We start from the raw sequence: 22725 nt of genomic DNA, 5'->3' as shown, positions 1-22725 counted from the left end.
ACCTGGTGTACGCCGAACGCGAGCGGGTAGCCCTGGCCTGCGGATCGACGGCGAGGTGCTCGCGGGGACCATCTCCTACAGCGTGTAGGTTTGACCGAGTTCGCTGTCGAGAGGATCGCTCATGCCGTCGTTCCTGGATCCGGAATGGCTCATCTCCACGTTCGGCCTTGTGGGCATCCTGGCGCTGGTGTTCGCGGAGTCCGGCCTGCTGATCGGGTTCTTCCTGCCCGGCGACTCGCTGCTGTTCACCGCGGGCCTGCTGGTCGCCGGTGGCACCTACCTGCACCAGCCGCTGTGGCTGATGTGCCTGCTGATCCCGGTCGCGGCGGTGGCCGGCGACCAGTTCGGTTACCTGTTCGGGCGGCGCTTCGGCCCGGCCCTGTTCCGCCGTCCCGACTCGCGGCTGTTCAAGCAGGAAAACCTGACCAGAGCCAAGGACTTCTTTCAGCGGTACGGTGCCCGCTCGATCGTCCTCGCCCGGTTCGTGCCGATCGTGCGTACGTTCACCCCGATCGTCGCCGGCGCCAGCCACATGCACTACCGCACGTTCCTGATCTACAACATCGTCGGCGGCACATTGTGGGGCTGCGGCGTGACGATCCTCGGCTACTTCCTCGGCCAGATCGCGTTCGTGAAGAACAACATCGAGCTCATCCTGATCGGCATCGTCCTGGTCTCCGTGATCCCGGTCGCGATCGAGCTCCTGCGCAGCCGCAACCGCAGCCGGGTGCGCTGACCGTTACGCGGGGCGCCTGCGCTCGGCGTCGGCCAGCAGCTGCCGCAGCACCTTCGCGTCGGAATCGTCGAGCGAGGCGGCGAACTGCTGCAGCACCGCGTGCCGGTCGGCCCGGTCGGCGAGCGCGGCCCGCATCTGCGACGCGGCCGCGGTGGCAGCGTCCTCGACCGGCCAGTAGGCGTGGCCCCGCCCAGCCTTGCGCCGCTCGACGACCTTCTTCTCGTGCAGGCGGATCAGGATCGTCTGCACGGTGTTGTAGGCGAGCTCACCACCGACCTCACGCTGCACCTCCGCCGCGGTCAGGGGCTCGGCTGCGGCCCACAGGACCTCCATCACCCCGGCCTCGAGGGTGCCGGGCGCGCGGCGCCCGTCCTTCGTCGTCACAGTCACCGACCTCCGCCGCCACGATACCGTCTCAGGAAACCTACAGCATGTAGGAGCTAGGGTCGGCGAATGACCTCACGCCTGCTCTGGTTTCCGGCGGCGGGCTTCGTCCTGCTGACGCTGGCCGTCTCGCGCTTCGACATCTGGATCAGCGCGGGTGCTCACACGGCCGCGCTGGCGCATCCGGCGTGGCGTGCCGTGATGGACGCCGTGACGCTGACCGGCGGGACGCCGATGATCGGCCCGCTGGTCGCGTTCGGCTGTCTGCTCCTGCTGATGCGCGGCCACTGGCGGCAGGCCCTGTTCGCCGCCACCGCGATGGTCGTCACGCTCACCGTCCGGCTCGGCATCCTCGGGCTCGTCGCGCGGCCCCGGCCCGTGGACCGGCTCGCGCCCGCGTCGAACTACTCGTTCCCGTCGGGGCACAGCACGGCGTCCGCGGCGGCCGCGCTGATCCTGGTGATCGTCTGCCTGCCCTCGCTGCGGCACCGGTGGAGCCGGGCGGCGCTCGTGATCATGGCGGGGCTGTGGGCCCTCGCGGTCGGTGTCAGCCGGGTGGCGCTGGTCGTGCACTGGCCCACCGACGTGCTCGGGGCGTGGCTGCTCGTACTGGTCGTGGTCCCCGCGACCGGCCTACTGCTGGACAAGCTCCCGGGCCCGCGCCGGGCGGAAGAACACGATCAGGACCCCGATGGCGTACGCGACCCGGACGGCGATTTCGAGCGCCGTCGCGCTGGGCGTGAGGTTGACGGTCGCCGTGAGTAGCGTGCCGCACCACGAGGCCGGCGCGACCGTGCCGGAGAAGTCGTACGCGATCGTGCCCGCCGCCAGCCTCGGCGGTCTCGGCCCAGGGCCGCTCGGTGGTCACGGCGTCCCTGCGGGCGGTCCTGCAGCTGCTGGTCCCGGTCGCCCTGCTCGCCGCGTTCGAACTGCTCAACGCCCACGCCGGGCACCTCGATGCCCTGGACGACGTGATGGAGTTCGCCGCGACGTGGCTGATCTACCTGATCTTCGCCGCCGTCGCCGCCCTCGTCGCCGGGAACCGCTGGCGCGTGGCGGCCACGGTCCAAGTCTGAGATCGTGGGGTACGGAAGGGGGTCCGATGCTCGATCATTTCCTGTGGTCGGTGATCCTGGCGCCGGCGCTGATCGTCGCGGTCGCCCTGCCGGCCGTCGACCGGATGCCCCCGGCCCGGGCCGCCGCCGTGCTGAGCTGGTCCGCCGTGGGCGTCGCCGTCGCGAGCACGATCAACCTCACCCTCTTCACGATCAAGGCGTTCGCGCAGCCGCCCGCCACGGAGTCCCGGCTCGACGCGTCGGTGTCGTGGCTGGCCGTGGCCCTTCTCGCCGCCTCGGTGGTCGCCGTGGTGCGCGCGTTCCGTGGTTACCGGGTGGCGCTCGCGACGGCGTCCGGGTTCGCGGTGCTGCCCGCCGATCGGCAGGTCGTGGTGGTCGACGACGCGCTGCCGGAGGCGTATAGCATCGAGGGGCCGCCCGCGCGGATCGTGGTCACCACCGGCATGCGGGACCTCCTTGACCCGCGGCAGTACCAGGCGCTGCTCGCCCACGAGCGCGAGCACCTGCAGGGCCGGCACCACCGTCTCGTCCGCATGGCCGGGCTGGCCGCGGCGGCGCATCCACTGCTGCGGGTCCTCGCCGCCCGGGTCGGCTACCTGGTCGAACGGGCCGCCGACGAACGGGCCGCGGCCCACGTGGGCGACCGGCACTCGGTGGCGTTCGCGATCGGCGCCGCCGCGCTCGCCGGCGCCGGCCGGGGGAGCGGCCTGCACCTCGCGGCCCGCCAGGGTGTGGTCCCGCGCCGGGTCCGCGAACTCCTCCAGCCCCGCACCCACCGCCTCCGCCGCGGCTACCTGCTCCTGCCGGTCATCCCGGCCGTCGCGTCCCTGATCTGGACCGTCGAGGCCACCCGGGATCTGGTCGAGGTGCTCCACGTCGCCGGGTGAGCCGGCCCCCTTACGAACGAAGTGCGTCCGCCCCCGGATGTCGGATCCGGGGCGGGCCGTTCGTTGAGGAGGTGAGAGACCGCGAGAGAGAAGGATCTGCCATGACCGCTGAATACACCTGGGACGTGTTCTCCACCCTTGACGGGTACGGGTCGTTCGGTGAGGGCGCCGGCTGGGGTGGCTACTGGGACAAGCAGGGCCCTGAGCTGCTCGACCACCGCGCCGGCCTGTTCGCCACCGAGCAGCGGATGGTGTTCGGGGCGACGACGTTCCGGGAGAACGCGGAGATCATGACGTCGGGCCTCGACCCGGACGCGCTCGACGAGTGGAACGTGCGGACGATGCGGATGCCGGCGACGGTGATCTCGTCGACGTTGCGGGACACCCTCGGGTGGCCGGACGCAACGATCGTGAGCGGGGACGCCGTCGAGATCGTCACGCGGCTCAAGAAGGAGTCGGACGTTCCGTTGCGGTCGCAGGCCAGCCTGTCGCTGAACTGGGCTCTGATGGCTGCCGACCGGGTGCAGGTGACGATCTTCCCCGTCATCTCCGGGCGGAGCGGGACCAGCCCGATCCTCGGCGGGGCGGGCGACTTCGACCTCGAACTGCTCGAGAGCCGGACGCTCGACGGCCGCACCCAGGAGCTCGTCTACCGGCCCATCGCGCGCTGACGGGCGACGAGGAACTTCGGGGCCATCTCGGCGTAGCTGTCGGTCAGGATCTCGGCGATCTCGGTCCAGTCGGTGTGATCGCCGAGCAGGACCCCGGCGACGTTGCTGCCCCAGGCGGCGCGGAAGAACGGGAAGCCGCTGCCGGTCAGTCCGAGGAACTCGCCGGCCGGCGCGCGGAACGTCATCACGGTCGGCGGCTCACCGTTGACCGCGAACTGGGCGTAGAACGGCTGGCGCGAAGGGTCGGGCGTGTAGACGTGGGCGACCGTGCGGGCCCGGATGCGCCAGCGGATGCCGATCCAGGCGGGTTCCTCGTACGTCTCCGGCAGTGCGCGGCAGATCGGGCGCAGCCGTTCCAGGATCTCCGGGGGCACGTCTCCAGGGCCGGACATGGGCCGACAATACCGGCCGCCGCGAATGTATCGGCTCTCCCGGGGTATCAGCGGGACCGGAAGCGATCATGGGGAACGGGAGCAGCACGTGGGAAGCCAAGCCGTACCCGAGCAGCTGAGCGGCGTGATCGGGTCCGCTGAGCCGTGGGTGGTCCGTGAGATCGGCCTGCCGGACGGCGCTACCGCCACGCGGCAGTCCGAGTCGGTGTTCGCCCTGGCCAACGGGCATATCGGGCTGCGCGGGAACGTCGAGGAGCCGTATCCGGACGGGATGCCGGGCACGTATCTCAACTCGCTCTTCGAGGAACGCGATCTGACCTACCCCGAGGCCGGGTACGCGTTTCCGCAGCGTACGCAGACCGTCGTCAACGCCCCGAACGGCAAACCGGTCGCGTTGTTCGTCGGCGCCGAGCCGTTCGACCTGCGCACGGGGACGCTGCGGCGGCACGAGCGGGTCCTCGACCTGCGGGCGGGCACGCTGACCCGCGAGGTGGAGTGGACGTCACCCTCCGGCGTCGACGTGTGGCTGCGTACGGTGCGGCTTGTCTCTTTTCAGCGACCCTCCGTGGCCGTGATGCGTTACTCGGTGCGAGCGGACGCTGAGCTGCGGGTCGAGTCGGATCTCGTGGTGAACGAGGAGCTTCCGGGGGCCCGGGACGATCCGCGGGCCAGTGCGGTGATTCCCCGGCCGTTCCGCGCGGTGTCCCACAACCGGGATGTGCTCGTCCATCGCACCGGGCGCAGTGGCATCGAGGTCGCGTCCGCAGTCGTGCACGCCGGCGCCGACGGCAAGGTCGACGTCGGACCGGACCGGATCCGGTGGAGCGCTGCGGGCCGTGGGGAGCTGGGCTTCGACAAGCTGGTGGCGTACGCGTGGAATGCGGTTGATTGTGAAGCGACCGCGGTGCGGGAGCGGGACGCCGCCGCGACTGCCGGATTTGATGTCCTCGCCGCGGAGCAGCGTGAATACCTCGACGACTTCTGGTCGACCGCGGACGTGGAACTGGACGGTGACCCGGAGGTCCAGCAGGGAGTGCGGTTCGGGATGTTCCACGTCCTGCAGGCCGGGGCGCAGGCGGGCCCGCACCCGATCGCGGCGAAGGGGCTGACCGGGAACGGCTACGACGGGCACACGCTGTGGGACACCGAGGCGTTCGTGCTGCCGGTGCTGACGTACACCCATCCGGCCTGTGCCGGGCTGGCCCTGCGCTGGCGGCACAGCACCCTGGACGCGGCGCGGGAACGGGCCCGTGAGCTGGGGCTGGCCGGGGCGAGCTTCCCGTGGCGCACGATCACCGGGCCGGAGTGCTCCGGCTACTGGCCCGCGGGGACGGCGGCGCTGCACGTCAACGGGGACATCGCGGCGGCGGTGCTGCGGTACCACGCGGCCAGCGGCGATGACGACTTCATGCGTACGGCCGGCCGGGAGATGGTTACCGAAACGGCCCGGATGTGGCAGGACCTCGTCTTCGCCGACGACAGCGGGACCGCCCACATCGCCGGCGTTACCGGCCCGGACGAGTACAGCGCGCTGATGGACGACAACATCTACACCAATCTCGTGGCCCAGCAGAATCTGCGGGCCGCCGCGCTCGACGACGAACCGGTGGAGCTGGCGCTGCCCGTCGACCGGTCACGCGGGGTGCATCAGCAGGCGGAGGGCTTCACGCGGTTACCGGAGTGGGACTACGAGGGGGAGCAGTACCCGCTGATGCTGCACCACCCGTACCTGAATCTGTATCGCAAGCAGGTGGTCAAGCAGGCCGATCTGGTGCTGGCGATGATGGTGTACGGCGAGTCGTTCACCCTCGACGAGAAGCGCCGCAACTTCGCCTACTACGAGGCCCGCACGGTCCGCGACTCGTCACTGTCCGCGCCCGTGCAGGCGGTCCTCGCCGCCGAGACCGGGCACCTGTCGCTCGCCCATGACTATCTCGCCGAGGCGGCGCTGCTCGACCTGCGTGGCGGCGGTGAGTCCGGTGGGGACGGCCTGCACATCGCGGCCTGTGCCGGCTCGTGGATCGCCCTGGTCATGGGCTTCGGCGGCCTGCGCGACGAGGGCGGCAGGTTGTCGTTCACCCCGCGCCTGCCGGCCCACCTGCCGCGGCTGTGCTTCCATCTCCGCTGGCGGGAAAGCGTCCTGCGGGTCACGGTCACGCCGGTCGACGTCACCTACGAGGTCACCGGCGACCCGATCACTTTCCGCCACTACGGCAAAGAGGTGACGGTCGCCGCCGATCAGGCCTTCTCCGTCGGGATCGAACCCGAGCAGGACCGTCCGGCACCGCCGTCACCTCGTCCGCCGAAGCGGCGCGCTCACTCCTGAGCGCGCCGCTGACCTGCTCATACCAGGGGGGTCGTGCCCACATCGGGGGTGGTGACGACCGGCTTGCGGCGCGGCGGGCGGGGAACGGCCGTGTCGCTCAGGTCGGTGGTGGTGGGCTCCGGGTTGACGGACGCCAGCTTCTGCGTCACCGCGTCGGTGCCCGTACCCACGAACTCCTTCGCCTTCTCCTGCGCCTGCACCACACGCGGGTGGCTGCTCGCCTTACGGGCGCCCGCCACGATCTGCTCGTACTTCTCCCGGCCGGCGCGGGTCCCGAGCACGTAGCCGACGGCCAGTCCGGCAGCCAATGTCACAACCTTCATCGCGTACTCCTCATGTCGTCGGTAGTTGGCTGAGGTGCCCCAGCAGCGCCCGGCGAAACATCGATTGCCTTGACACCGGCGTCAAGGCCTACCGTGACCTGCGGCAAAGGGGGTCATCATCAAGTTCGCCGTCAGTTACAGCCCGCCGTTCCACGGCGTCGATCCGGACACCATCGTGGGGTACGCCCAGCACGCCGAACAGTGCGGCTTCGAGGCGATCTATGTGCCGGAGCACATCGTCCTGCACCCCGGCGCCCGGCTCGGCACGTTCGAGTTGCCACCCGACCTGCCCTACCTCGATCCGCTCGACTGCCTGAGCTTCATCGCCGCCGCCACCAGCCGGATCCTGCTCGGCACGGCGGTGCTGCTCCTGCCGTACCACCATCCGGTCACGCTCGCGAAACGCCTCGCGACGGTCGACGTGCTCTCGAAGGGCCGGATGCGGCTGCTCACGGTGGGTCTGGGCGCGCTCCCGGGCGAGGCGGCGGCGGTCGGTGTGGACTATGCGAGCCGGGGGCGACGCGCTGACGAGGCGATCGACGTGCTGCGATCGTTGTGGGCGGGCGACGAGCGGGGTGTCAGCTTCCACGGGGAGTTCTTCGACTTCGACGGGCTGTGCAGCTTCCCCAAGCCGTACCAAGCGGCCACACTGCCGATTCACGTCGGCGGGTCCAGCCGGGCGGCCGCGCGCCGGGCCGCACTGCGTGGGGACGGGTTCTACCCCGGCGGCATGCTCACGCCCGACGAGCGGGCGGCCCAGTGGGAGCTCGCCGGTCGTCCGCAGGAATACACCCGCCCGGCCGCACTGGACATCACCGCCGAGCGGGTCGCGGAACTGGCCGCCCAGGGCGTCACCCGGCTGGTGGTGAGCAGCACCAGCCTCGACGATCTGACGGCGTTCGCTTCCCGGTTCGTCTGACGCTCATCGGGGGATTCCGCGCTCTGGAACGCCTTGGAGCGTTAGCACCCGCGACAGCTCGGCGACCGTGTCGCGCGCTTCAGCGGCGTCCGTGTCGGTGGTCCAACCCTGATGCCACGGGCCCCGGGGGCCGGCGACGAACATCAAGGCTTCGAGCGCGACGGTCGCCAGGCCGGGCGCCGGTGCGGTCAGCCGGACATCAGGGGCGAGGTCATGCTCCACCAGCGATTCGAGAAGTTCCTCGAATCGCCGGCCGCCTGGCAGAGCCGCCGCGACGATCGCCGCGGCGGCAACGACCTGATCGAGAAAGGGCCGGTCCCGAACGTCCCCATCGCCCGTGCCCGCTCAACCGATGCGGCGGGTTGCCGACGTGCCGAAACGTGCCGCCACCGCGGTTTTGTAGCCGCCGGGCTGAGCTTTGGCGGTGCGTTCGGCTGTGAGCACAGCACGCTGCGCGGCCGCGTCGCGGTCCCAGGCGGCAAGGCATTCCTCGGGTACGAGGTTGGCGGCCGCGACGATCGCACCCGTGGCACCGAGCCAGCCCGCGTACCCGAGCAGCGCCGACGAGCCGGTGTAGACCACGCCGCCGAGGTCGAGCTCGTGACCGAGGCGGACCGGGTCGCCGCTGGAGTCCTTGATGCCGCTCACCGGCAGCGTGGCCAGCGCGGGCACGGGCACCGGGCCGCCCGCGACCGGCGGATAGTGGTAGGCCAGCACGGGCACGTCCCCCGCGGCCGCGGCGACCGCCTCGAAATACCGGTCAAGATCCCCACCGAACCGGGGCGGAGCCACGAGTACGCCGTCCGCGCCCGCCTTCACCGCCGCCTCCACCCGCGCCACGGCCTGCCCGGCCCACTCACCGGACGCGCCCGCGATCACCGGCACGTCCGGGCACGACGCACGCACGGCCGCGACCAGCGCCACCCGTTCGTCGTCGGTCAGTGCCGACGCCTCGCCCGTGCTCCCGTTGACCAGCACACCCCGGATGCCGGCACCCACCACCCGGGCCGCGAGGGCCGCGGTCGCCGGGGCGTCGACGCTTCCGTCGGCGGTGAACAGGTTGAGCAGCGCCACGGCCGGGCCGTGCCAGAGCGGATCCGTCATGCCCGGAAGCCTATTGCGCCGGCGCGCGGGCGGCCATCTCCCGGGCCGTTACCGTTGCGGCCGGCTTTGTGCGGTCAGGAGCTCCTGGCTGCCATTTCCTGGATGCCGATGGCTGCCAGGAGGTCGAGTTTGCTGCGGGCGTCGGTGCCGGGGCGCGGGGTGTGGACGACGAGGCGCAGGTTGGTGCCCTGGGTGGTGAGGACGCTGGTGTCGAGGGCGATCTCGCCGACCTCGGGGTGCAGGGCGATCTTGTTCGCGCCGTGGTGGCCTTCGACCGAGCCCAGCGCCCACAGCTCCCGGAACCGGGGACTGCGGTTCAGCCGGGCGACCACGGCGGCGACGTCGGGGTCGTCCGGGTAGCGGCTGGTGGTGGCGCGCAGATCGGAGACCAGGGACGCCTCGAAGGCGTCGCGCTCCGCGGGGGTCTGCCGGATCCGGGCCGAGCCGTTCTCGAAGTGCGCGATCAGGGCGTTGCGGTTCTCGGTGTTGCGCCGGGTCGGGTCGCCGAAGGTCGCCGCGAAAAGCGGGTTCCAGTGCACCAACTGCCAGGTCGCGTCGTACACAGCGACCGGGCTCGCGGCCAGTTGCTCCACGATCCGGTGCACGCTGGCCGGGATCAGCCGCGGGATGCGGGCCGGGTCCGCGGCGTGACCGGCGAGCCGCAGCAGGTGGGCCTGCTCGTCGTCGGAAAGCTGCAGCGCGCGGGCGAGCGCCGAGCAGACCTGCGCCGACGGGGTCGCGGCCCGGCCCTGCTCGAGACGCACGACGTACTCGACGGAGATGCCCGCCAACTGCGCCAGCTCGCCGCGCCGCAGACCCGCCACCCGGCGTAGCGACAGCTGCGGCAACCCGACAGTGGCGGGATCCAGCCGGTCCCGCCACGCTCGCAGCGCGTCACCCAGATGGTTCATGTCTCCCATGCTGCCCCACCGGCGGGGCCGGCGCGTGGTACCAGCTGTACCAGGGAGACGCCGGCTGACAGACTACGACCAGGGTGGATACGTCAGCGGTGATCGTGACGACGTTCGGCGGCGCTTTCTCGGCGACGCTGGGTGTCATGGTGGGCGGGATCGTCACGCGCAGGGTGCAGGAGCGGCATTGGCTGCGGGACAAGCAGCTGCAGGCGTACGAGGAGCTGTTCGCGCAGTACGCCCGCTTCATGATGACGTTGCGGCAGGCCCACCTGAGCCGCACCCCCGTCACCGTTGACTGGGCCGCGTGGAGCGTTGCCCTCGTGTCGGCGAGCCTCGTCGCGCCGCTGCGGGTGGCGCGGGCGATCGACGGCTTCGGGCAGGCCGTCGCGGTCTACCTCGCCGCGGTCACAACCCGGGATCCCGTCGACGACCCGGTCGACGAGGGTACGCTCACCGAGGCCTCCCGCCCGGCCGCCGCCGCCCATCTCGTACTGCTGAACGAGATCCGGCGGTCGATGGGCCGAACCCTTGAGGACCTGCCGTTCTATCTCGGCGGCACCCTCGGCCGTCACCCCGAGGGCACCGGGTCGACCCTGGAACAACCCGGGGAATGATCAGGCCGGGCCGGTCAGGGTGGTGAAGCCCAGGCGGCTGCGTTCCGGTTCGGGGCGGGTGAGGACGGCCAGCTCCGGTGGGTGGTCGCCGGTGTCGCGTACGGCCGTGACGTACGCCTTCGCCTGCGTGACGGTGAGCGCGGGGCATTCGCGGCGCAGGTGGCGCATGGCGGGCAGGGTGCCGTCGCGGTGGACGATCGTGGCGACGTCGTCGCGCAGCGGGTCGGGGTCGGGGACGCCCTTGATCTCGCGCAGGTAGCGACCCTCCCAGCCGTTCAACTCGGCGACGGGGATCTGGTGGACGCTGCCGTCGTCGCCGTCGACCAGATAGGGGCCCATGCCGACAGCCATGTCGTAGATGCTGCCGGTGCGCAGGAACGCCGGTGTCTGCCAGGAGATCAGCCAGCCGAGCGGGTGCTCCTCCACCGCGGCGACGACGAGCAGCGGGTCGCTCACGGGCAGCGCGGCCTCGGCGAGCTCGACGGCGCGCTCCCGGGGGATCATGACGGGCGCCGGGCGAGCAGGGAGAAACTGTTCGGCAGGCGGCCGTCCCACGCCGCGGCCTCCACGCCGCCCATGCGCCAGAAAGGCTCCGAGTGTTCGGCCAGGTGACGGATCTCGAGACCGGCGGTGATCAGCGCGGTGACGATCCCGCCGAGGGTGCACTGCCATTCGACCGCGCCGTTCGCGGGAAAGTCGTAGTTGACGAAGGAACGGCCGAAATAGCTGCGGTCCGGGCGGATCCGGGCGACGTCGGGGTCCCAGGTCCACAACGGATTCGCGGGATGCTGCTCGTAGACGAAGAAGTGGCCCCCGGGGCGGAGCAGCCGGGCGACCTCCCCGGCCCACGCGGTCATGTCCGGCATCCAGATCAGCGCGCCCTTGCCGGTGTAGACGAGGTCGGCGCTCCCGGAACGCACCGGCACGTGGGGCAGCGCCGCGACTACGTAGTTGCAGGGAATGCCGAGATCGATCGCGCGACGGCGGGCGGTCGCGACCGCCACGGCGCTGAAGTCGACGCCGAGGACCGAGTGCGCTCCGGCGCGTACGAGATCGGGGTCGTCCATGGCGTCACCGCTCTGCAGATGAACGACCCGCGGATGGTTGTCCAGCACGTCCCGCAGCAGCTCGAGCTCGAACGGGTGCAGCGAACCACCGGCCACGGCCTGGGCGAGCAGATCGTCGCGTTCAAGCACGTACTTCTCGCCCGCCGTCTCCCACGCCGTCCTGTTGGTACGCGTCACCGGGTCCATACCGCGATGGTGGTGGTCCGGTGACGGCGGGTCAATCGGGTTTTGACAGGCTGGGACCATGCGAATCGCGATCTGGCCCGGCGCCGCCAAGCCGTACGGTGAAATCCTGGAAGTGGCGCAGCACGCCGCCGCCACGGGCTGGGACGGCGTCTACATCGCCGACCATTTCATGCCGAACGAAGGCCCCGGCACCGATGTACGCCACCCGGTTCTCGAATGCGGGTCGCTGGTCGCCGCGCTCGGGGCGGCCGTTCCGCGCGTACAAATCGGGACCCTGGTTTATGGAAACACCTATCGGCACCCGGCCGTGCTCGCCAATATGGCAGCGACCGTCGATCAGATCAGCGGGGGCCGGTTCACGCTCGGCGTCGGCGCGGGCTGGCAGAAGAACGAGCATCAACAGTACGGAATCGAGCTGCCCGGGGTGAAGCAGCTGCTCGACCGTTTCGTCGAGGCCCTGCAGGTGCTGACCGGCCTGCTCCGGACCCCGACCACCACGGTCAACGGGGAGTACTACCAGCTCACCGATGCCATCTGCGAGCCGAAGCCCGTCCAGGACCCGCTGCCGCTGATGATCGGCGGCAAGGGCGAGAAGCGGATGCTGCGCATCGTCGCCGAGTACGCCGACCTGTGGAACAGCTGGGGCCTGCCGGACATCATCGAACACCGGATGAACGTCCTCGACGATCACTGCGCGGCGGTGGGGCGAGACCCCAAGGCCATCGCGCGTACGGCACAGGCGCTCGTCGTCGTTGACGGCCCGGTCCCCGGCGACCTGACACCGCCGGTCATCGGCGGCACGATCGACCAGCTCAAGGCGGACATCGAGGGGTACCGCGCGATCGGCCTCGACGAGCTGATCATCCCGGACGGGCTGCTCGGCGACGGAGCCGACCGGCTCCGCGCGATGGACACCGTGCTCAGCCTCGTGCGCGCCTGACGGATCGGCTCAGGCGGAGCCCGGGTGGGTCCGGAAGACCCGGTCGGCGGCGTCGCGGGTCTGCTGGTCGAACACGACGATGCGGGCCACCTCGACCTCGGTGGGGTGGCCGCGCAGCGCGGTGAGGGCCTGCGCGACGGCGTCCTCCTTCGGCCAGCGGTAGACCCCGGAGGAGATCAGCGGAAACGCGACCGTACGCGCTCCGAGCCCGTCGGCGATGGTCAGCGAGTTGGTGTAGCAGTCCCGCAGCAGCCCCGACCGGTCCACATCGGCGCTGTACACCGGCCCGACCGTGTGGATCACCCACCGCGCGGGCAACCGGCCGGCGGTGGTCGCCACGGCCTGCCCGACCCCGAGCCCCCGCCCGTAGTGACCGGCCCGCAACGCCCGGCACGCCGCCAGAATCTCCGGCCCGCCCTTGCGGTGAATCGCCCCGTCCACCCCGCCCCCACCGAGCAGCGACGAATTCGCCGCGTTGACAACGGCATCGACCGCCTCGGCCGTGATGTCGCCCGTGACCAGCTCGATCCGCATCCGTCCGCTCCCTCTCCTGTGATCACCGACCGCGATCGCCTGCCCCGGCTCCCATTGTGTGACCGGGCTGCGAACAGCTGGGCCCGGGTTCCATTGTGGGACCGGGCCGCGACCATCCGGGCCCGGGTTCCATCGTGGGACCCGGCTGCGATCACCCGCGTCCCGGCTGTCCATCAGTCGAGGTCGGCGAAGAGGTCGGGGCCGGTTTCCTCGGGGGAGCGGCGTGGGGTCAGGGCGCGGCCGGCGTGGTCCGGGACGACGATCTGTTCCAGGGTGCGGCCTGCCCAGAGCATGAGGGACAGGTCGACCCCCGGGGCCGGGGCGGGCGCCCGGGAGATGATCCAGACCGCGGCGGCCGGGACCTGGGCGGCCGCGACCAGCGGGGCCGGGCCCGCGAGCAGGAAGTCGAGGTCGAAGTCGACGAGAAGGCGCAGCATCGTCGCGCGGTTGCCGGGGTCGACGCCCTCGAAGGCCTCGTCGAGCCACAGCGGTCGCGGCGAGTCGGGGGATTCCGTGTAGAGCGCGACCAACGTGGCCAGCAGCGGCTGGAGCAGGGTGACCACCTTGCCGCCGCCCGAGTCGACGCCGTGGACCTGCTTGGTGAGGGGTTTGAAGTCGCTGCCCTCGACGCGGAACTCGGCGACCACGTCGAACCAGTTGCGATAGTCGAGCAGGCCGGCGAGGTGCTCCGTCCAGTCCTGGGTGCTGCCCTGGCCGGCCTCCTGGGCCTCGCGGACCCGGTCGCCGAGGAACGCGCGGATGTCGTCCTGGGAGGAGTCGATCGTGCCGTTCTCGAGGGCGCGCAGGATGGTGTAGCCGGCGCGCTGGCCCTCGGCGGGGTGGCGGCGCAGGCGCAGGGTGGTCCGGTTGGCGCCGGTGGGGTGGCGTTCGAGGACCTGGTTGACGAGTTTGAGCAGGCTCTGGACCTTTTTCACGCGGTCGCTGAGGTGGTCGATGAAGGTCGACGAGAGCAGCTCGGTGTAGATCTGGTCGAGTTTCTCGTTGTGCGCGGTGGCCAGCTCGGCGACCAGGTCGTCGAGGTGGCGGATCGCGTCGGCGGGGGCGTGCTGGGTGCCGGACGCGTCGACCAGGATGCGCACGGCGGGCAGGCCCGCGTCGTCGTCCTCCGGGGTGGCGGTGAGGACCGATCGGCCGCCGCTGGCCTCCAGCACCGTACGCAGCTCAGCAGCCGGATTGCCCACCACCTTCGCCAGGGCCGCCTGGGCCCGGCGCGCCTTCTCCTGCGCGGTGTCGGGCCAGTTGAGCGGTCGCAGCGTCTGCGCGGCGACCCGTGCCTGCTCCAGCGCGGACCCCAGACTCCGGTCGGCCGGTGCGGGCAGCTCGCGGGCCGCGGCGAGCCCCGAGCCGACGGGCACCCACCACGCGTCCAGGGCCGACGCCCGGCGCTGCCCGGCGCCGGTTTCCTCCCGTTTGCGCTGCTCGACCTCCCCGGCGACCTTGGCGGCGATCTCCGCGAGGCGTACGCCGGCCTTCCGGCTGGCATCGACCCGCACGTCGATCTCCGCCCGCTCGGCGTCGAGGCTGCGGGCCAGCTCGAGCTGCTCCTCGTCGTCGCGCGCGACCGAAGCCTCGGCGGCGCGCAGCTCGGCCGTCTGTGCCTCCGACGCGGCCTCGGTCGCGGCGTGCGCGGCCTCGTCGGCGGCTGTTTCTGCCGACGCCGCAGCTTCGGCGCTGGAGGTCAGGTCGCGTTCGGCGGAGGTGCGCCCGGCGAGGGCGAGGCTGAGGTCGGCGACCGCCTGCGCGGCCTGGTCCAGCTCGCCGGCGACCACGTCGAGCAGGTCGTCGGTGACCGGCAGACCTTCGCCGGTGGCGTGCGCCGACAGGTCGCTCGTGGCTTCCGAGGAGGCGACCCCGGCCTTGGCGGCGGCGTCCTCGGCGCGGGCGAGGATCTCCTCGGCCCGGTCCCGTTCGGCGTTCGCGGCGGTGACGGCCGTGCCCGCGGCGATCGCGTCGGCGTCCTCCGGTGCCTGCGCCGCAAGATCCCTCAGCTGCGAGACCCGCTCACTCAACCCGGTGGCCTCGGCCCGCAACTCCTCAGCGGTACGCCGTGACTCCTCAGCCTGCGCCGCCAGCTCCTCGATCCGCCGGTGCCGCGCGGCAACCCGGGCCGCGACACCGAGCAGTTCGGCACCGTTCACCGCTCTGCCGGCCCGTCCGGCGGCGACCGGGGTCACCCACCGTCCGTCGTCCGACACCGCCACGTCCCCGCCAAGCTCCTGACCCGCCGCCGCGTATCCGATCCCGGCGAGAATGCGCCCGATCGCCGCCCCCAGCTCCCCGGCATCCTCCGCCGGCCGCAGCACCTCGGCAAGACTCCCCGCGCCCGATTCGGCGAGAGCGGAACCGGCGGCGGCAGAACGAGCAGAGTCGGGAGAGGCAGCGGCGGCAGGGCGCCCGGAGTCGGGAGAGGCAGCGGCGGCAGGGCGAGCAGAGTCGGGGGTGGCAACGGCGGCTGGGCGAGCGGAGTCGGGTGGGCCGGACGCGGTGGGCAGGGTGATGACGGTGTCGTGGCCGTCGCGGGTGGGGGACCAGGTGCTGTCGGGGGTGACCCAGGCGTCGAGGAGCCCGGCGGCGTCGAGCGCCGCCTCCAGCCCGTCCACATCACACCCGGTGACCGGGTCGACCAGCCGCCACAGTGGAGCGCCGTCCGCCGACGGGGAGACGGGCCGCTCCCGGCGTGTCCACCGTTGCGGGCCGGCCGGGGCAGGATCGTGGTCCTGGGACAACCGCTCGACCAGAGCGAGAGCGTCGGCGGCCGAACGGTCGGCGGCGACGGCCTGAGTGCGCAGCGTCCCGATCTGCTCGGTCAGCGGGGTGACGGCGGGCTCGAGCCATTCCCCGGTGACCAGCCCGCGCAGCACCGCGCGGGGCCGCCTGGTGCCGACCACGCCGGTGACCTGGCCCAGCCAGCGTTCCCTCGTGGCGACGTCCGGCGCGGCGGGCCCGGCCTGCACGGCCCAGCGCTCCAGATCGTCGGACAGCTGCTGCAACGCCGACGACAACAGCTCCGCGGAACCGTCGGCAGCTTCGTCGCGCGACGCGAATTCCCGCCGTGCCGCAGCGGCCTTCTCGTCGGCGGCTTCCCAGAGCGTGACCGCCTTCGCAGCGGCGCGCAGCAGTTTGCGCAGCACCGCGACGCTGCCCCGGCGCCCCGAGATCGCCGCGGTCAGCCGGTCGGCGTCGCCGCGCCCGATCCAGTCGGAAGCACCATCCCCGAGGCCGGCCCGGGACACGCTCTGCACGGCGTGATCGGCGATCGCCTGGGCGCGGCCCCGCGCGGCCTCCACGCTCTGCTCCGCCTCCCGCAGCCGCCCGGCCCGTCGGGAGCTCTCCGCGAGGGTCCGCCCGGCGTGGTCGGCGGCGACCCGGGCGTGCCGGCGCGCGCCCTCCGCCTCCTTGCGCAGCGTCTCGGCGTGATCGGCCCGTCCCGCCGCATCCAGGTACGCCTTGGAGCGCAGCAATTCCTCATAACGCGTCTGTGCGGCCCGCCCGGCCTGCAGCAACTCGTCCGTGCGCCCTGACTCGGCGTCGAGCTCGTGGCGCGCTTTCGCCAGCCGCCCGTCGGCCCCGGCGACCTCCCGCCCGGCCCGCGCGACCGCGGCGTCCGCGTCAAGCAGCTCGTCGGCGTGCAGGCGCAGCACGGAATCGGCCCACGGTTTCCATGCCCGGTTCACGTAGACGGCGATCGCGTCGCGGGCCTCCCGTGCGGAATCCCGGTCGCGGCGCAGCTGCTCGAGCTGCTGCCAGCCCTCGGCGAGCTCTTCCACCTCGGAGCGGGCGATCGGGGGCAGCGCGGAGCGGATCTGCCGGGTGAACCAGTCGGGGTTGAGGCGCTGGCCGAGGTGCGGCGTGCGCAGGACCTTCAGCATCTCCAGGACGGTGGCGTAGCGGTCGGTGTCGGTGAACCCGAACAGCTCGGTGGCCAGGCGCTGGGCGTAGCGGCGGCCGCTGTCGAAGACCGAGATGCCCGCGACGTCGTGCAGCTCCTTGGGCTCGACGACCGCCTGACCGGTGGCCAGCTCGAGGCCGTCGCGGACGCGGGCGCTGCCCCGGCAGATCATCCAGGTCGGGGGCATGGCGGCGACGCCGCGCTTGGCTTGGGCGTACAGCAGAGTGGTGTAGAACTCGGGTCCGTCGGCGCCGAGCCGGCCGTACTCCACCCAGGCCCAGCCCCGGTTGGTGGCGGCGGTGGCGTCGCGGCGGTCGCGGGCGTCGTCGGTCGGCTCGACGTAGTAGCGGAACGCCTTGTCGGACTGGCCGAACGTGTCGACGTACTGCCGGTCGAGGTCACCGGCGAGCATGATCAGGGTGGTGAGCGCCATCAGCGTCGACTTGCCGGACTGGTTGGCGCCGACGAACTGGCCGCGGCCGTCGGCGAACCAGTACTCAGCGACGTCGAACTCCCACAGGTTGACCACGCCGCCGCGCAGCACCTGCCACCGCTCCCGGGCGGGTGCGGGCAGGTCGTGGCCGGTCATGGCGTCGCGCCACGCGGCCAGCTGACGGTCGGTGGCGGCCGGTCCCAGGGGTGTCATGCTCGGCTTCCCGTGTTGTCGGTGATGGTGACGCCGGGTGCGCGGTAGCGGCCGGCGGTGGGCAGCAGGGTCCAGCTCCCGTCGGGGGAGATCCGGAGCAGGCCCAGCTCGGCGAGGCGGTTCTCGGCGTCGGCCCGTACGGTGCCGGGCACGGTTTTCTGGGCCTTGTTCATGTATTCGCCGCGCCATGCGGTGAGGTCGGCGACGACCTCGTCCACCTGCCCGCTGGTGAGCCGGACCGTGCCGCCGGGTGCGGGCGTGCCGTGCTGCCCGGCGAGGTCGGCCATGAGCAGGGCGACCCAGTCCGCGGCGCGGGCGCGGGGCCACTCCGCGACGGTCGCCTGCTGCTCGTCGTCGGTCAGGACCACGACCAGCCCTTCCGCCCGCGTCTCGACGTAACCGCCCGTCAGCTGGGTCACCTCACCGGCCCGCCGCGCCCGGGTGGCCCGCAGCTCGTCGGCCTCCTCGCCGGGCAGATCCGCGTAGAGCACGGCCGGTGTCTCGATCAGCGCGCGCAGCTGCCGGACCCCGAGCGCCTCGTGCCGGCGCTCCTGCGGGTTCAGCGCCAGGTCGAGCACGTCCGGGCTGGTCATCAGCAGCAGCGCGTCGCGGTCGACGTCGTAGCCCGCGCCCGGCCCGGACCCGCGCTCGGTCCACTCGTCGAGCATCGAGTCGTCGCTGGTGCGCCGGTGCAGCACACCCCACGTGTCGAGGACCTTCGCGGCGTCCCGCAGGGCCTTGCGCTGGGCGCGCTCGTCCGGGTCGTACCCGGTGACGCTCAGCCGGGTGGCGCTCAGGCCGGGAGCCGCGAGCAGGTCGCGGACCATGTCGGAGAGCCGCTGCAGGGTGACCGTCTCGGAGATCTCCTCGCAGCACGCGGCGAGACAGCAGACCAGGGCCAGGACCCGCCGCGAGGGGGCGTCGGCAGGGCGCGGCGGTGCGGTCACCGTGCCGTCGATCGGGACCCTGATCATGCGTACGGCGCGGCCGACGCGTTGCACCCGGTAGCCGAGGCGCCGCGCGCTGTCGCTGACCGCCTGCAGGTGACGCAGCACGAGCCGCAGCAGCTCCGGATCGGTGGCCGGAGTGACCAGGGGCCGATCGAGCAGCCCGACGAACGCCCGCTGGGCCTCCCTGTTCACGCGAACCTCCCCGCGGCGGTGATGTGCAGGCGGATGTCGGGGTGCACGAGCCGCCCGTCCGGGGTGTGCACGACGGCGGCCGGGGCACCCTCGGGTGCGGGCTCGGCGCGCAGCTCCCACCGGTCGTCGCCCGTGCGGGCCCTGCGCATGCCGTCCTTGCCCGCGCGTGCCCCGGCGACGACCGCCAGCATGACCAGGACAAGATCCAATTCGGGTCCGCTGAGCTTGCGCCACTGCGACAGTCGCTGCCCGGACCGGGCGACAACCGCGGCTTCCGTACGCGCGGCAGCTGACTGGATCTCCGATGCCCGCGCCTTCGCCGCCCGCCGCCCCTCCGACCTGTCCTGGATGCGCGCAGCCGACCCGCCGGTCGCCTTGTGCCCGTGCTTGCGCAGCCGCGCCTCGACCGGGACCGGCTCGGCCTCCCAGAACGACGTCGCGGCGGGGTTCCCGGCCGGGTCGGGGGCGACCCCGGGCAGGTGCCGCGCCTCGAAGAGCCCGGTCGCCGCGCACCACAGCGCCCAGCCCTGCTCGTCATCGCCGGTCGCCTCGATCCGCCCCGCGAGCGCCAGCAGCTCGGCGCGCCGGGACACGTGCCCGCCGACCGCTGCGAGAGTGCGCTGGCCGCGTACCAAAGGAGAGATTGTGTCCCTCATCTGCCGGCGCAGGCGGCGGGCCTGGCATTGTGGCCCGTCGAACCAGCCGGCCAGCGCGTCGAGCGTGCGCTCGTAGGACGCGGTCAGGTCGTCGACCGCGGTGTCGTCGGCGCTCGCGCCCAGCGAATGCACGGCGATCCGGCGCCAGTCGACCCCTGCCAGGCTTCTCACCAGGCCCGTGATGGTCTCCGAGTGGGTGTCGACGCCGGCGCCCCACATCTCGACGTAGCGCCGCAGCGTCTCCTGGACCTGCACCAGCTTGCCCGGGTCGGGCGCGCCGGCCTGGGCGCCGGCCAGCCGGGCCTGCCACCCGGCTGCGGCGTCGGCCATCGCCCGGTGCGTCGTCTGGATGACCGACCATGCCCCGGCAGCCGCGGCGGGATCGCTGCTCACGGTGTCACGCAGCGTGCTCAGGTGGGCGGTCAGGACGCTGGGCGCCAGGGTGGCCGCAGCCTCGTCGACGATGTCGTCACCCATGCTCCGCACGGCCCGGTGCAGGTCGGCGGCGCCGGGGGTGAGCTGGTAGCGGTCGAGGTTGCGCAGGAAGTCCTCATCGCGGCGGGCGCGGTCCTGCCAGATGTCGACGACCCCCCAGGCGCGCAACCGGCGCATCCGGGCGTCGAGGTTGAACCGGGGGTCGTCGACGATCGCGGGGTCGGCGCGCCTCGCCTGCAGGTGCTCACGCAGCAGCTCGGGCAGGTCGGCGGCGGCGACGCCGGTCAGGGTGAACTCCTGCTGGGCGAGCAGCACGTCGACGATCAGCCGGTATTGCGCCGCGAGCGGCCCGACCAGGTAGGCGGCCTGCGGGAGCCCGCCGGGCAGCCCCGCGAACTGCCAGAGGCCCTCGTCCTCGTCGTCGATCGTGATCGTGGGTTCCACCGCTGCCCTCCCGTCCCTGAATGAACTGCGAGCATAGGGTCGGGGTACGACGGGTTTCCGCCCCGCCGAGCCCGCAGTGGCGTGTGCCATGCCTTCTGCGGTTAGGGACGGCCTTTTGCTTTTAGAGACGGCCTTGTGTGACGACGATCACTTTCCAGCGAGAACCGATCGGGAGGACGCGTCGTCTTGCCTGATGTGAGACGAAGCCTGGATTCGGCCGACGACGAGGAAGCCGACGACGAGGAACTGGTGCGGCGCACCGCCGGTGGTGACCGGCTCGCGTTCGACGAGTTCTACCGCCGCACCTCGCCGTGGCTCGCCGTGCGCCTGCGCCGGCGGTGCGCCGACGAGGACGTGGTCGCCGACGTGCTGCAGGAGACCTACCTGGCGGTGTGGCGGGCCGCCGGGACCTTCGCGGGCACGGTCACGGCAGGCAGCGCCGTGGGCTGGGTGTGGACCATCGCCGCCAACCGCCTCGTCGACGCGTTCCGGCGCCGGGCCCGCCAGCAGCAGGTGCCGCCCGTCCCGATGACGGAGACCACGGCGCCCGCCGCGGAGGACGAGGTGATGGCGGGCCGGGTCGGGCAGGACCTCGAGCAGGCGCTGCTGGTCCTGCCGGCGGAGCTGCGGCTGGTGCTGCGGGCGATGGTCCTCGACGGCCTCTCGGTCCGGGAGACGTCGGTTCTGCTGGGCGTGCCGGAAGGCACCGTGAAAACCCGCGCGCGGCGAGCGCGGATGGCGTTGCGGGAGGCACTGTCATGACCACACACCCCACCCCCGAGGTCATCGCCGCGTATGCGGATGGCGGCCCCGGCCTCGACGACGCCGCCGTCTGGTCCGTCGAGGCCCACCTCGAGACCTGCCCGCGGTGCCGCGACGAGCTCTCCCGCTCCGCGAGCGCCGGCACCCGCTCACTGCTCGACCTCGTCGCCGCCGGGATCGACCGCGGCATCGCCGAGGGCCCCGCCCCGGCACCGGCACCACGACCCTGGTCAGCGGTCCGGCGTCGCTGGTTCGCGTGGGCCCTGGTGCCCTGGCTCACGATGACGGTGGCGCTGGTCGGCTGTGCGTACATCCTCGATCAGCTCGCGCCGGAGCTGCCGTCCCTGGTCCTGCTGCTCGCGCCCGTCCTGCCGCTGCCCGGCGTCGCCGTGGCCTGGAGCCGGCGTGCCGACCCGGCCTGGGAGCTGGTCGCCAGCACCCCGGCCGCGGGCCTGACGATGCTGCTGCGCCGCACGGCGGCGGTGCTGGCCGTCGTCATCCCCGTCCTCGCTCTGGCCGGTGCCGTCACGCAGTCCTCGACAGCGCTGGTCCTGCTGCCATCGCTGGCCTGCACCGCCGCGACCATCGCGCTGGGCGGCCGGATCGGCGTCCAGCTCGCCGCCATGAGCGTGGGCACGGCCTGGCTGATCCTGGTCGTGGTCCCCAGCGTGCTGACCCAGAACCTGCCGGTGCTCCTGCACGCGGGCAGCATCCCGGCCTGGGCTCTGGCCACCGTCGGCCTGCTCGCGTTCGCGTTGACGCGCGCCGGCGACTATCGCCGCCTCGCCAGCCGCAACTGACCCGTAGATTCAGCGGGTGGCTGATGCGAGGGCGCTGCTCATTACCGGCACCGTCGGTGCGGGCAAGACAACCGTGGCGGAAGCGCTGGGCGATCTGCTGATCCAGGACGGGATCCCGTCGGCGATCATCGATGTCGACTGGCTGCGCCGGTCCTGGCCGGCCCCGCCCGGCGATCCCTTCAACGGAAAGATCACCCTGCGCAACCTGCACGCGGTCGCCGCCACCTACCTCGAGGCGGGAGCGCGGCGCCTGGTCCTGGCCGGTGTGGCGGAAAGCGCCGCGGAACGTGACGCCTATCAGGTTGCGCTGGGGGTCCCGCTCACCGTCTGCCGCCTCCGGGTGGATCTGCCGACCGTCCGGCAACGCCTCACCCGGCGGCAGGCGAACGACGCCGCCGGCCTGGGCTGGTTCCTGAAACGCTCCGGCGAGCTGGACCAGATCCTCGATCAGGCCCGCATCGAGGACGTGACCGTCGACGCGGGTACCGGCCCTCCGCGCCAGGTCGCCGAGCTGGTGATGACCGCAATCGACTGGTAGAGGCTCAGGCATCGAGGCTGTGCCACCGGAATTGCCCGTAGTCGGGGCTGTGGCAGCGGAATTGCTCGTCGTCGGGTTCGTCGCGGCGGTCGAGGACGCCCGCCTGCACGAGGGCCAGCAGGGCCTCGTGCAGGCCGTCGTCCGGCGGGTTGGTTGTCCAGAAGACCCGTTTGGATTTGGTGAAAACCTTGTCCGTGAACAGGCCCAGGGCCCTGCCCAGCTGGAACTCGGCGCCTTCCCAGTCGGTCCAGTCGGATAGATCGTCCTCGAAAGCCATTCGGCATTATGGTGGGCGGCCGGAGCGGGATGGGGTGGCAGT

24 protein-coding genes are annotated in these 22725 nt (G+C 72.2%); 12 read left to right on the top strand and 12 right to left on the bottom strand.

Annotated features, from left to right (window positions below; all coding sequences use genetic code 11):
• The first annotated feature begins 121 nt into the window (after window positions 1-121).
• A complete protein-coding gene (locus Ahu01nite_RS05895; RefSeq protein WP_203835348.1) occupies window positions 122-736 on the top strand; it encodes a DedA family protein in 615 nt (204 codons plus the stop codon).
• Window positions 737-739: 3 nt separating this feature from the next.
• Here Ahu01nite_RS05895 and Ahu01nite_RS05890 read toward each other — a convergent pair whose 3' ends face one another.
• The gene (locus tag Ahu01nite_RS05890; RefSeq protein ID WP_239158645.1) at window positions 740-1126 is read right to left on the bottom strand and encodes a BlaI/MecI/CopY family transcriptional regulator; all 387 of its coding nucleotides are present in this window, start codon (window positions 1124-1126) and stop codon (window positions 740-742) included.
• 63 nt (window positions 1127-1189) lie between these two features.
• On the opposite strand from Ahu01nite_RS05890, the gene Ahu01nite_RS05885 reads away from it, so the two are divergent.
• From Ahu01nite_RS05885 to Ahu01nite_RS05870, 4 genes are all read left to right on the top strand, one after another.
• Window positions 1190-1885, top strand: coding sequence for a phosphatase PAP2 family protein (locus Ahu01nite_RS05885; RefSeq protein WP_203835347.1), 696 nt, complete (start codon window positions 1190-1192; stop codon window positions 1883-1885).
• Between the two features lie 95 nt (window positions 1886-1980).
• Entirely contained in the window at window positions 1981-2196 is a 216-nt protein-coding gene (locus tag Ahu01nite_RS05880; RefSeq protein WP_203835346.1) for a hypothetical protein, read from the top strand.
• 26 nt (window positions 2197-2222) lie between these two features.
• Window positions 2223-3083, top strand: coding sequence for a M48 family metalloprotease (locus Ahu01nite_RS05875; protein WP_203835345.1), 861 nt, complete (start codon window positions 2223-2225; stop codon window positions 3081-3083).
• Window positions 3084-3184: 101 nt separating this feature from the next.
• Complete coding sequence (locus Ahu01nite_RS05870) at window positions 3185-3754, top strand: dihydrofolate reductase family protein (RefSeq protein WP_203835344.1); 570 nt, start codon at window positions 3185-3187, stop codon at window positions 3752-3754.
• Here Ahu01nite_RS05870 and Ahu01nite_RS05865 read toward each other — a convergent pair.
• On the bottom strand, window positions 3733-4146 hold the full coding sequence (locus Ahu01nite_RS05865) for an MmcQ/YjbR family DNA-binding protein (protein WP_203835343.1): 414 nt from the start codon (window positions 4144-4146) through the stop codon (window positions 3733-3735). The genes Ahu01nite_RS05870 and Ahu01nite_RS05865 overlap by 22 nt on opposite strands.
• Before the next feature lie 88 nt (window positions 4147-4234).
• Here Ahu01nite_RS05865 and Ahu01nite_RS05860 point away from each other — a divergent pair, with 88 nt between their 5' ends.
• Window positions 4235-6472, top strand: coding sequence for a glycoside hydrolase family 65 protein (locus Ahu01nite_RS05860; RefSeq protein WP_239158644.1), 2238 nt, complete (start codon window positions 4235-4237; stop codon window positions 6470-6472).
• A 17-nt stretch (window positions 6473-6489) separates the two neighbouring features.
• Here Ahu01nite_RS05860 and Ahu01nite_RS05855 read toward each other — a convergent pair whose 3' ends face one another.
• Window positions 6490-6795 (bottom strand): hypothetical protein, encoded by a 306-nt coding sequence (locus Ahu01nite_RS05855; RefSeq protein ID WP_203835341.1) that lies wholly within the window; start codon window positions 6793-6795, stop codon window positions 6490-6492.
• A 115-nt stretch (window positions 6796-6910) separates the two neighbouring features.
• Between Ahu01nite_RS05855 and Ahu01nite_RS05850 the strand changes: the two genes are divergently transcribed.
• The gene (locus tag Ahu01nite_RS05850) at window positions 6911-7714 is read left to right on the top strand and encodes a TIGR03619 family F420-dependent LLM class oxidoreductase (protein ID WP_307794513.1); all 804 of its coding nucleotides are present in this window, start codon (window positions 6911-6913) and stop codon (window positions 7712-7714) included.
• Window positions 7715-8059: 345 nt separating this feature from the next.
• Here the strand turns inward: Ahu01nite_RS05850 and Ahu01nite_RS05845 are convergent, their stop codons facing one another.
• Complete coding sequence (locus Ahu01nite_RS05845) at window positions 8060-8818, bottom strand: dihydrodipicolinate synthase family protein (RefSeq protein WP_203835339.1); 759 nt, start codon at window positions 8816-8818, stop codon at window positions 8060-8062.
• Window positions 8819-8892: 74 nt separating this feature from the next.
• Entirely contained in the window at window positions 8893-9729 is an 837-nt protein-coding gene (locus Ahu01nite_RS05840; RefSeq protein ID WP_239158643.1) for a helix-turn-helix domain-containing protein, read from the bottom strand.
• Window positions 9730-9812: 83 nt separating this feature from the next.
• Here Ahu01nite_RS05840 and Ahu01nite_RS05835 point away from each other — a divergent pair, with 83 nt between their 5' ends.
• Complete coding sequence (locus Ahu01nite_RS05835) at window positions 9813-10346, top strand: hypothetical protein (RefSeq protein WP_203835337.1); 534 nt, start codon at window positions 9813-9815, stop codon at window positions 10344-10346.
• Here the strand turns inward: Ahu01nite_RS05835 and Ahu01nite_RS05830 are convergent, their stop codons facing one another.
• Both Ahu01nite_RS05830 and Ahu01nite_RS05825 read right to left on the bottom strand, forming a co-directional pair.
• Window positions 10347-10850, bottom strand: a complete 504-nt coding sequence (locus Ahu01nite_RS05830) for a YrhB domain-containing protein (RefSeq protein WP_203835336.1) — start codon at window positions 10848-10850, stop codon at window positions 10347-10349. It lies immediately after the preceding gene.
• Entirely contained in the window at window positions 10847-11599 is a 753-nt protein-coding gene (locus Ahu01nite_RS05825; protein WP_203835335.1) for a class I SAM-dependent methyltransferase, read from the bottom strand. Before Ahu01nite_RS05825 ends, Ahu01nite_RS05830 begins: the two co-directional genes overlap by 4 nt.
• A gap of 58 nt (window positions 11600-11657) precedes the next feature.
• On the opposite strand from Ahu01nite_RS05825, the gene Ahu01nite_RS05820 reads away from it, so the two are divergent.
• Complete coding sequence (locus Ahu01nite_RS05820; protein WP_203835334.1) at window positions 11658-12539, top strand: TIGR03560 family F420-dependent LLM class oxidoreductase; 882 nt, start codon at window positions 11658-11660, stop codon at window positions 12537-12539.
• 9 nt (window positions 12540-12548) lie between these two features.
• On the opposite strand, the gene Ahu01nite_RS05815 is transcribed toward Ahu01nite_RS05820, so the two are convergent.
• The 4 genes from Ahu01nite_RS05815 to Ahu01nite_RS05800 all read right to left on the bottom strand — a co-directional run bounded on the left by Ahu01nite_RS05815 (window position 12549) and on the right by Ahu01nite_RS05800 (window position 20306).
• Complete coding sequence (locus Ahu01nite_RS05815; RefSeq protein ID WP_203835333.1) at window positions 12549-13073, bottom strand: O-acetyl-ADP-ribose deacetylase; 525 nt, start codon at window positions 13071-13073, stop codon at window positions 12549-12551.
• Between the two features lie 173 nt (window positions 13074-13246).
• Window positions 13247-17629 carry an SbcC/MukB-like Walker B domain-containing protein gene (locus Ahu01nite_RS05810; RefSeq protein WP_203835332.1) on the bottom strand — a complete coding sequence of 1461 codons (4383 nt, stop codon included), beginning with the start codon at window positions 17627-17629 and terminating at the stop codon, window positions 13247-13249.
• Window positions 17626-18771 (bottom strand): TIGR02678 family protein, encoded by a 1146-nt coding sequence (locus Ahu01nite_RS05805; protein WP_203835331.1) that lies wholly within the window; start codon window positions 18769-18771, stop codon window positions 17626-17628. The genes Ahu01nite_RS05810 and Ahu01nite_RS05805 overlap by 4 nt, the downstream gene beginning before the upstream one ends.
• Window positions 18768-20306: a DUF2397 domain-containing protein gene (locus Ahu01nite_RS05800; RefSeq protein WP_239158642.1), complete on the bottom strand. Its 1539-nt coding sequence runs from the start codon at window positions 20304-20306 to the stop codon at window positions 18768-18770. The genes Ahu01nite_RS05805 and Ahu01nite_RS05800 overlap by 4 nt, the downstream gene beginning before the upstream one ends.
• A gap of 195 nt (window positions 20307-20501) precedes the next feature.
• On the opposite strand from Ahu01nite_RS05800, the gene Ahu01nite_RS05795 reads away from it, so the two are divergent.
• The 3 genes from Ahu01nite_RS05795 to Ahu01nite_RS05785 are packed head-to-tail and all read left to right on the top strand — an operon-like array spanning window position 20502 to window position 22406.
• Entirely contained in the window at window positions 20502-21068 is a 567-nt protein-coding gene (locus tag Ahu01nite_RS05795; protein ID WP_203835416.1) for an RNA polymerase sigma factor, read from the top strand.
• Window positions 21065-21868, top strand: a complete 804-nt coding sequence (locus Ahu01nite_RS05790) for a zf-HC2 domain-containing protein (protein WP_203835329.1) — start codon at window positions 21065-21067, stop codon at window positions 21866-21868. Before Ahu01nite_RS05795 ends, Ahu01nite_RS05790 begins: the two co-directional genes overlap by 4 nt.
• Before the next feature lie 16 nt (window positions 21869-21884).
• Complete coding sequence (locus Ahu01nite_RS05785) at window positions 21885-22406, top strand: P-loop nucleotide/nucleoside kinase family protein (RefSeq protein WP_203835328.1); 522 nt, start codon at window positions 21885-21887, stop codon at window positions 22404-22406.
• A 4-nt stretch (window positions 22407-22410) separates the two neighbouring features.
• Here the strand turns inward: Ahu01nite_RS05785 and Ahu01nite_RS05780 are convergent, their stop codons facing one another.
• The gene (locus Ahu01nite_RS05780; RefSeq protein WP_203835327.1) at window positions 22411-22683 is read right to left on the bottom strand and encodes a hypothetical protein; all 273 of its coding nucleotides are present in this window, start codon (window positions 22681-22683) and stop codon (window positions 22411-22413) included.
• Between the last annotated feature and the right edge of the window lie 42 nt (window positions 22684-22725).

Source organism: Winogradskya humida, from assembly GCF_016862215.1.
Taxonomy (GTDB): Bacteria; Actinomycetota; Actinomycetes; order Mycobacteriales; family Micromonosporaceae; genus Actinoplanes; species Actinoplanes humidus.
This window is presented reverse-complemented; position numbering and strand designations above follow the sequence as displayed.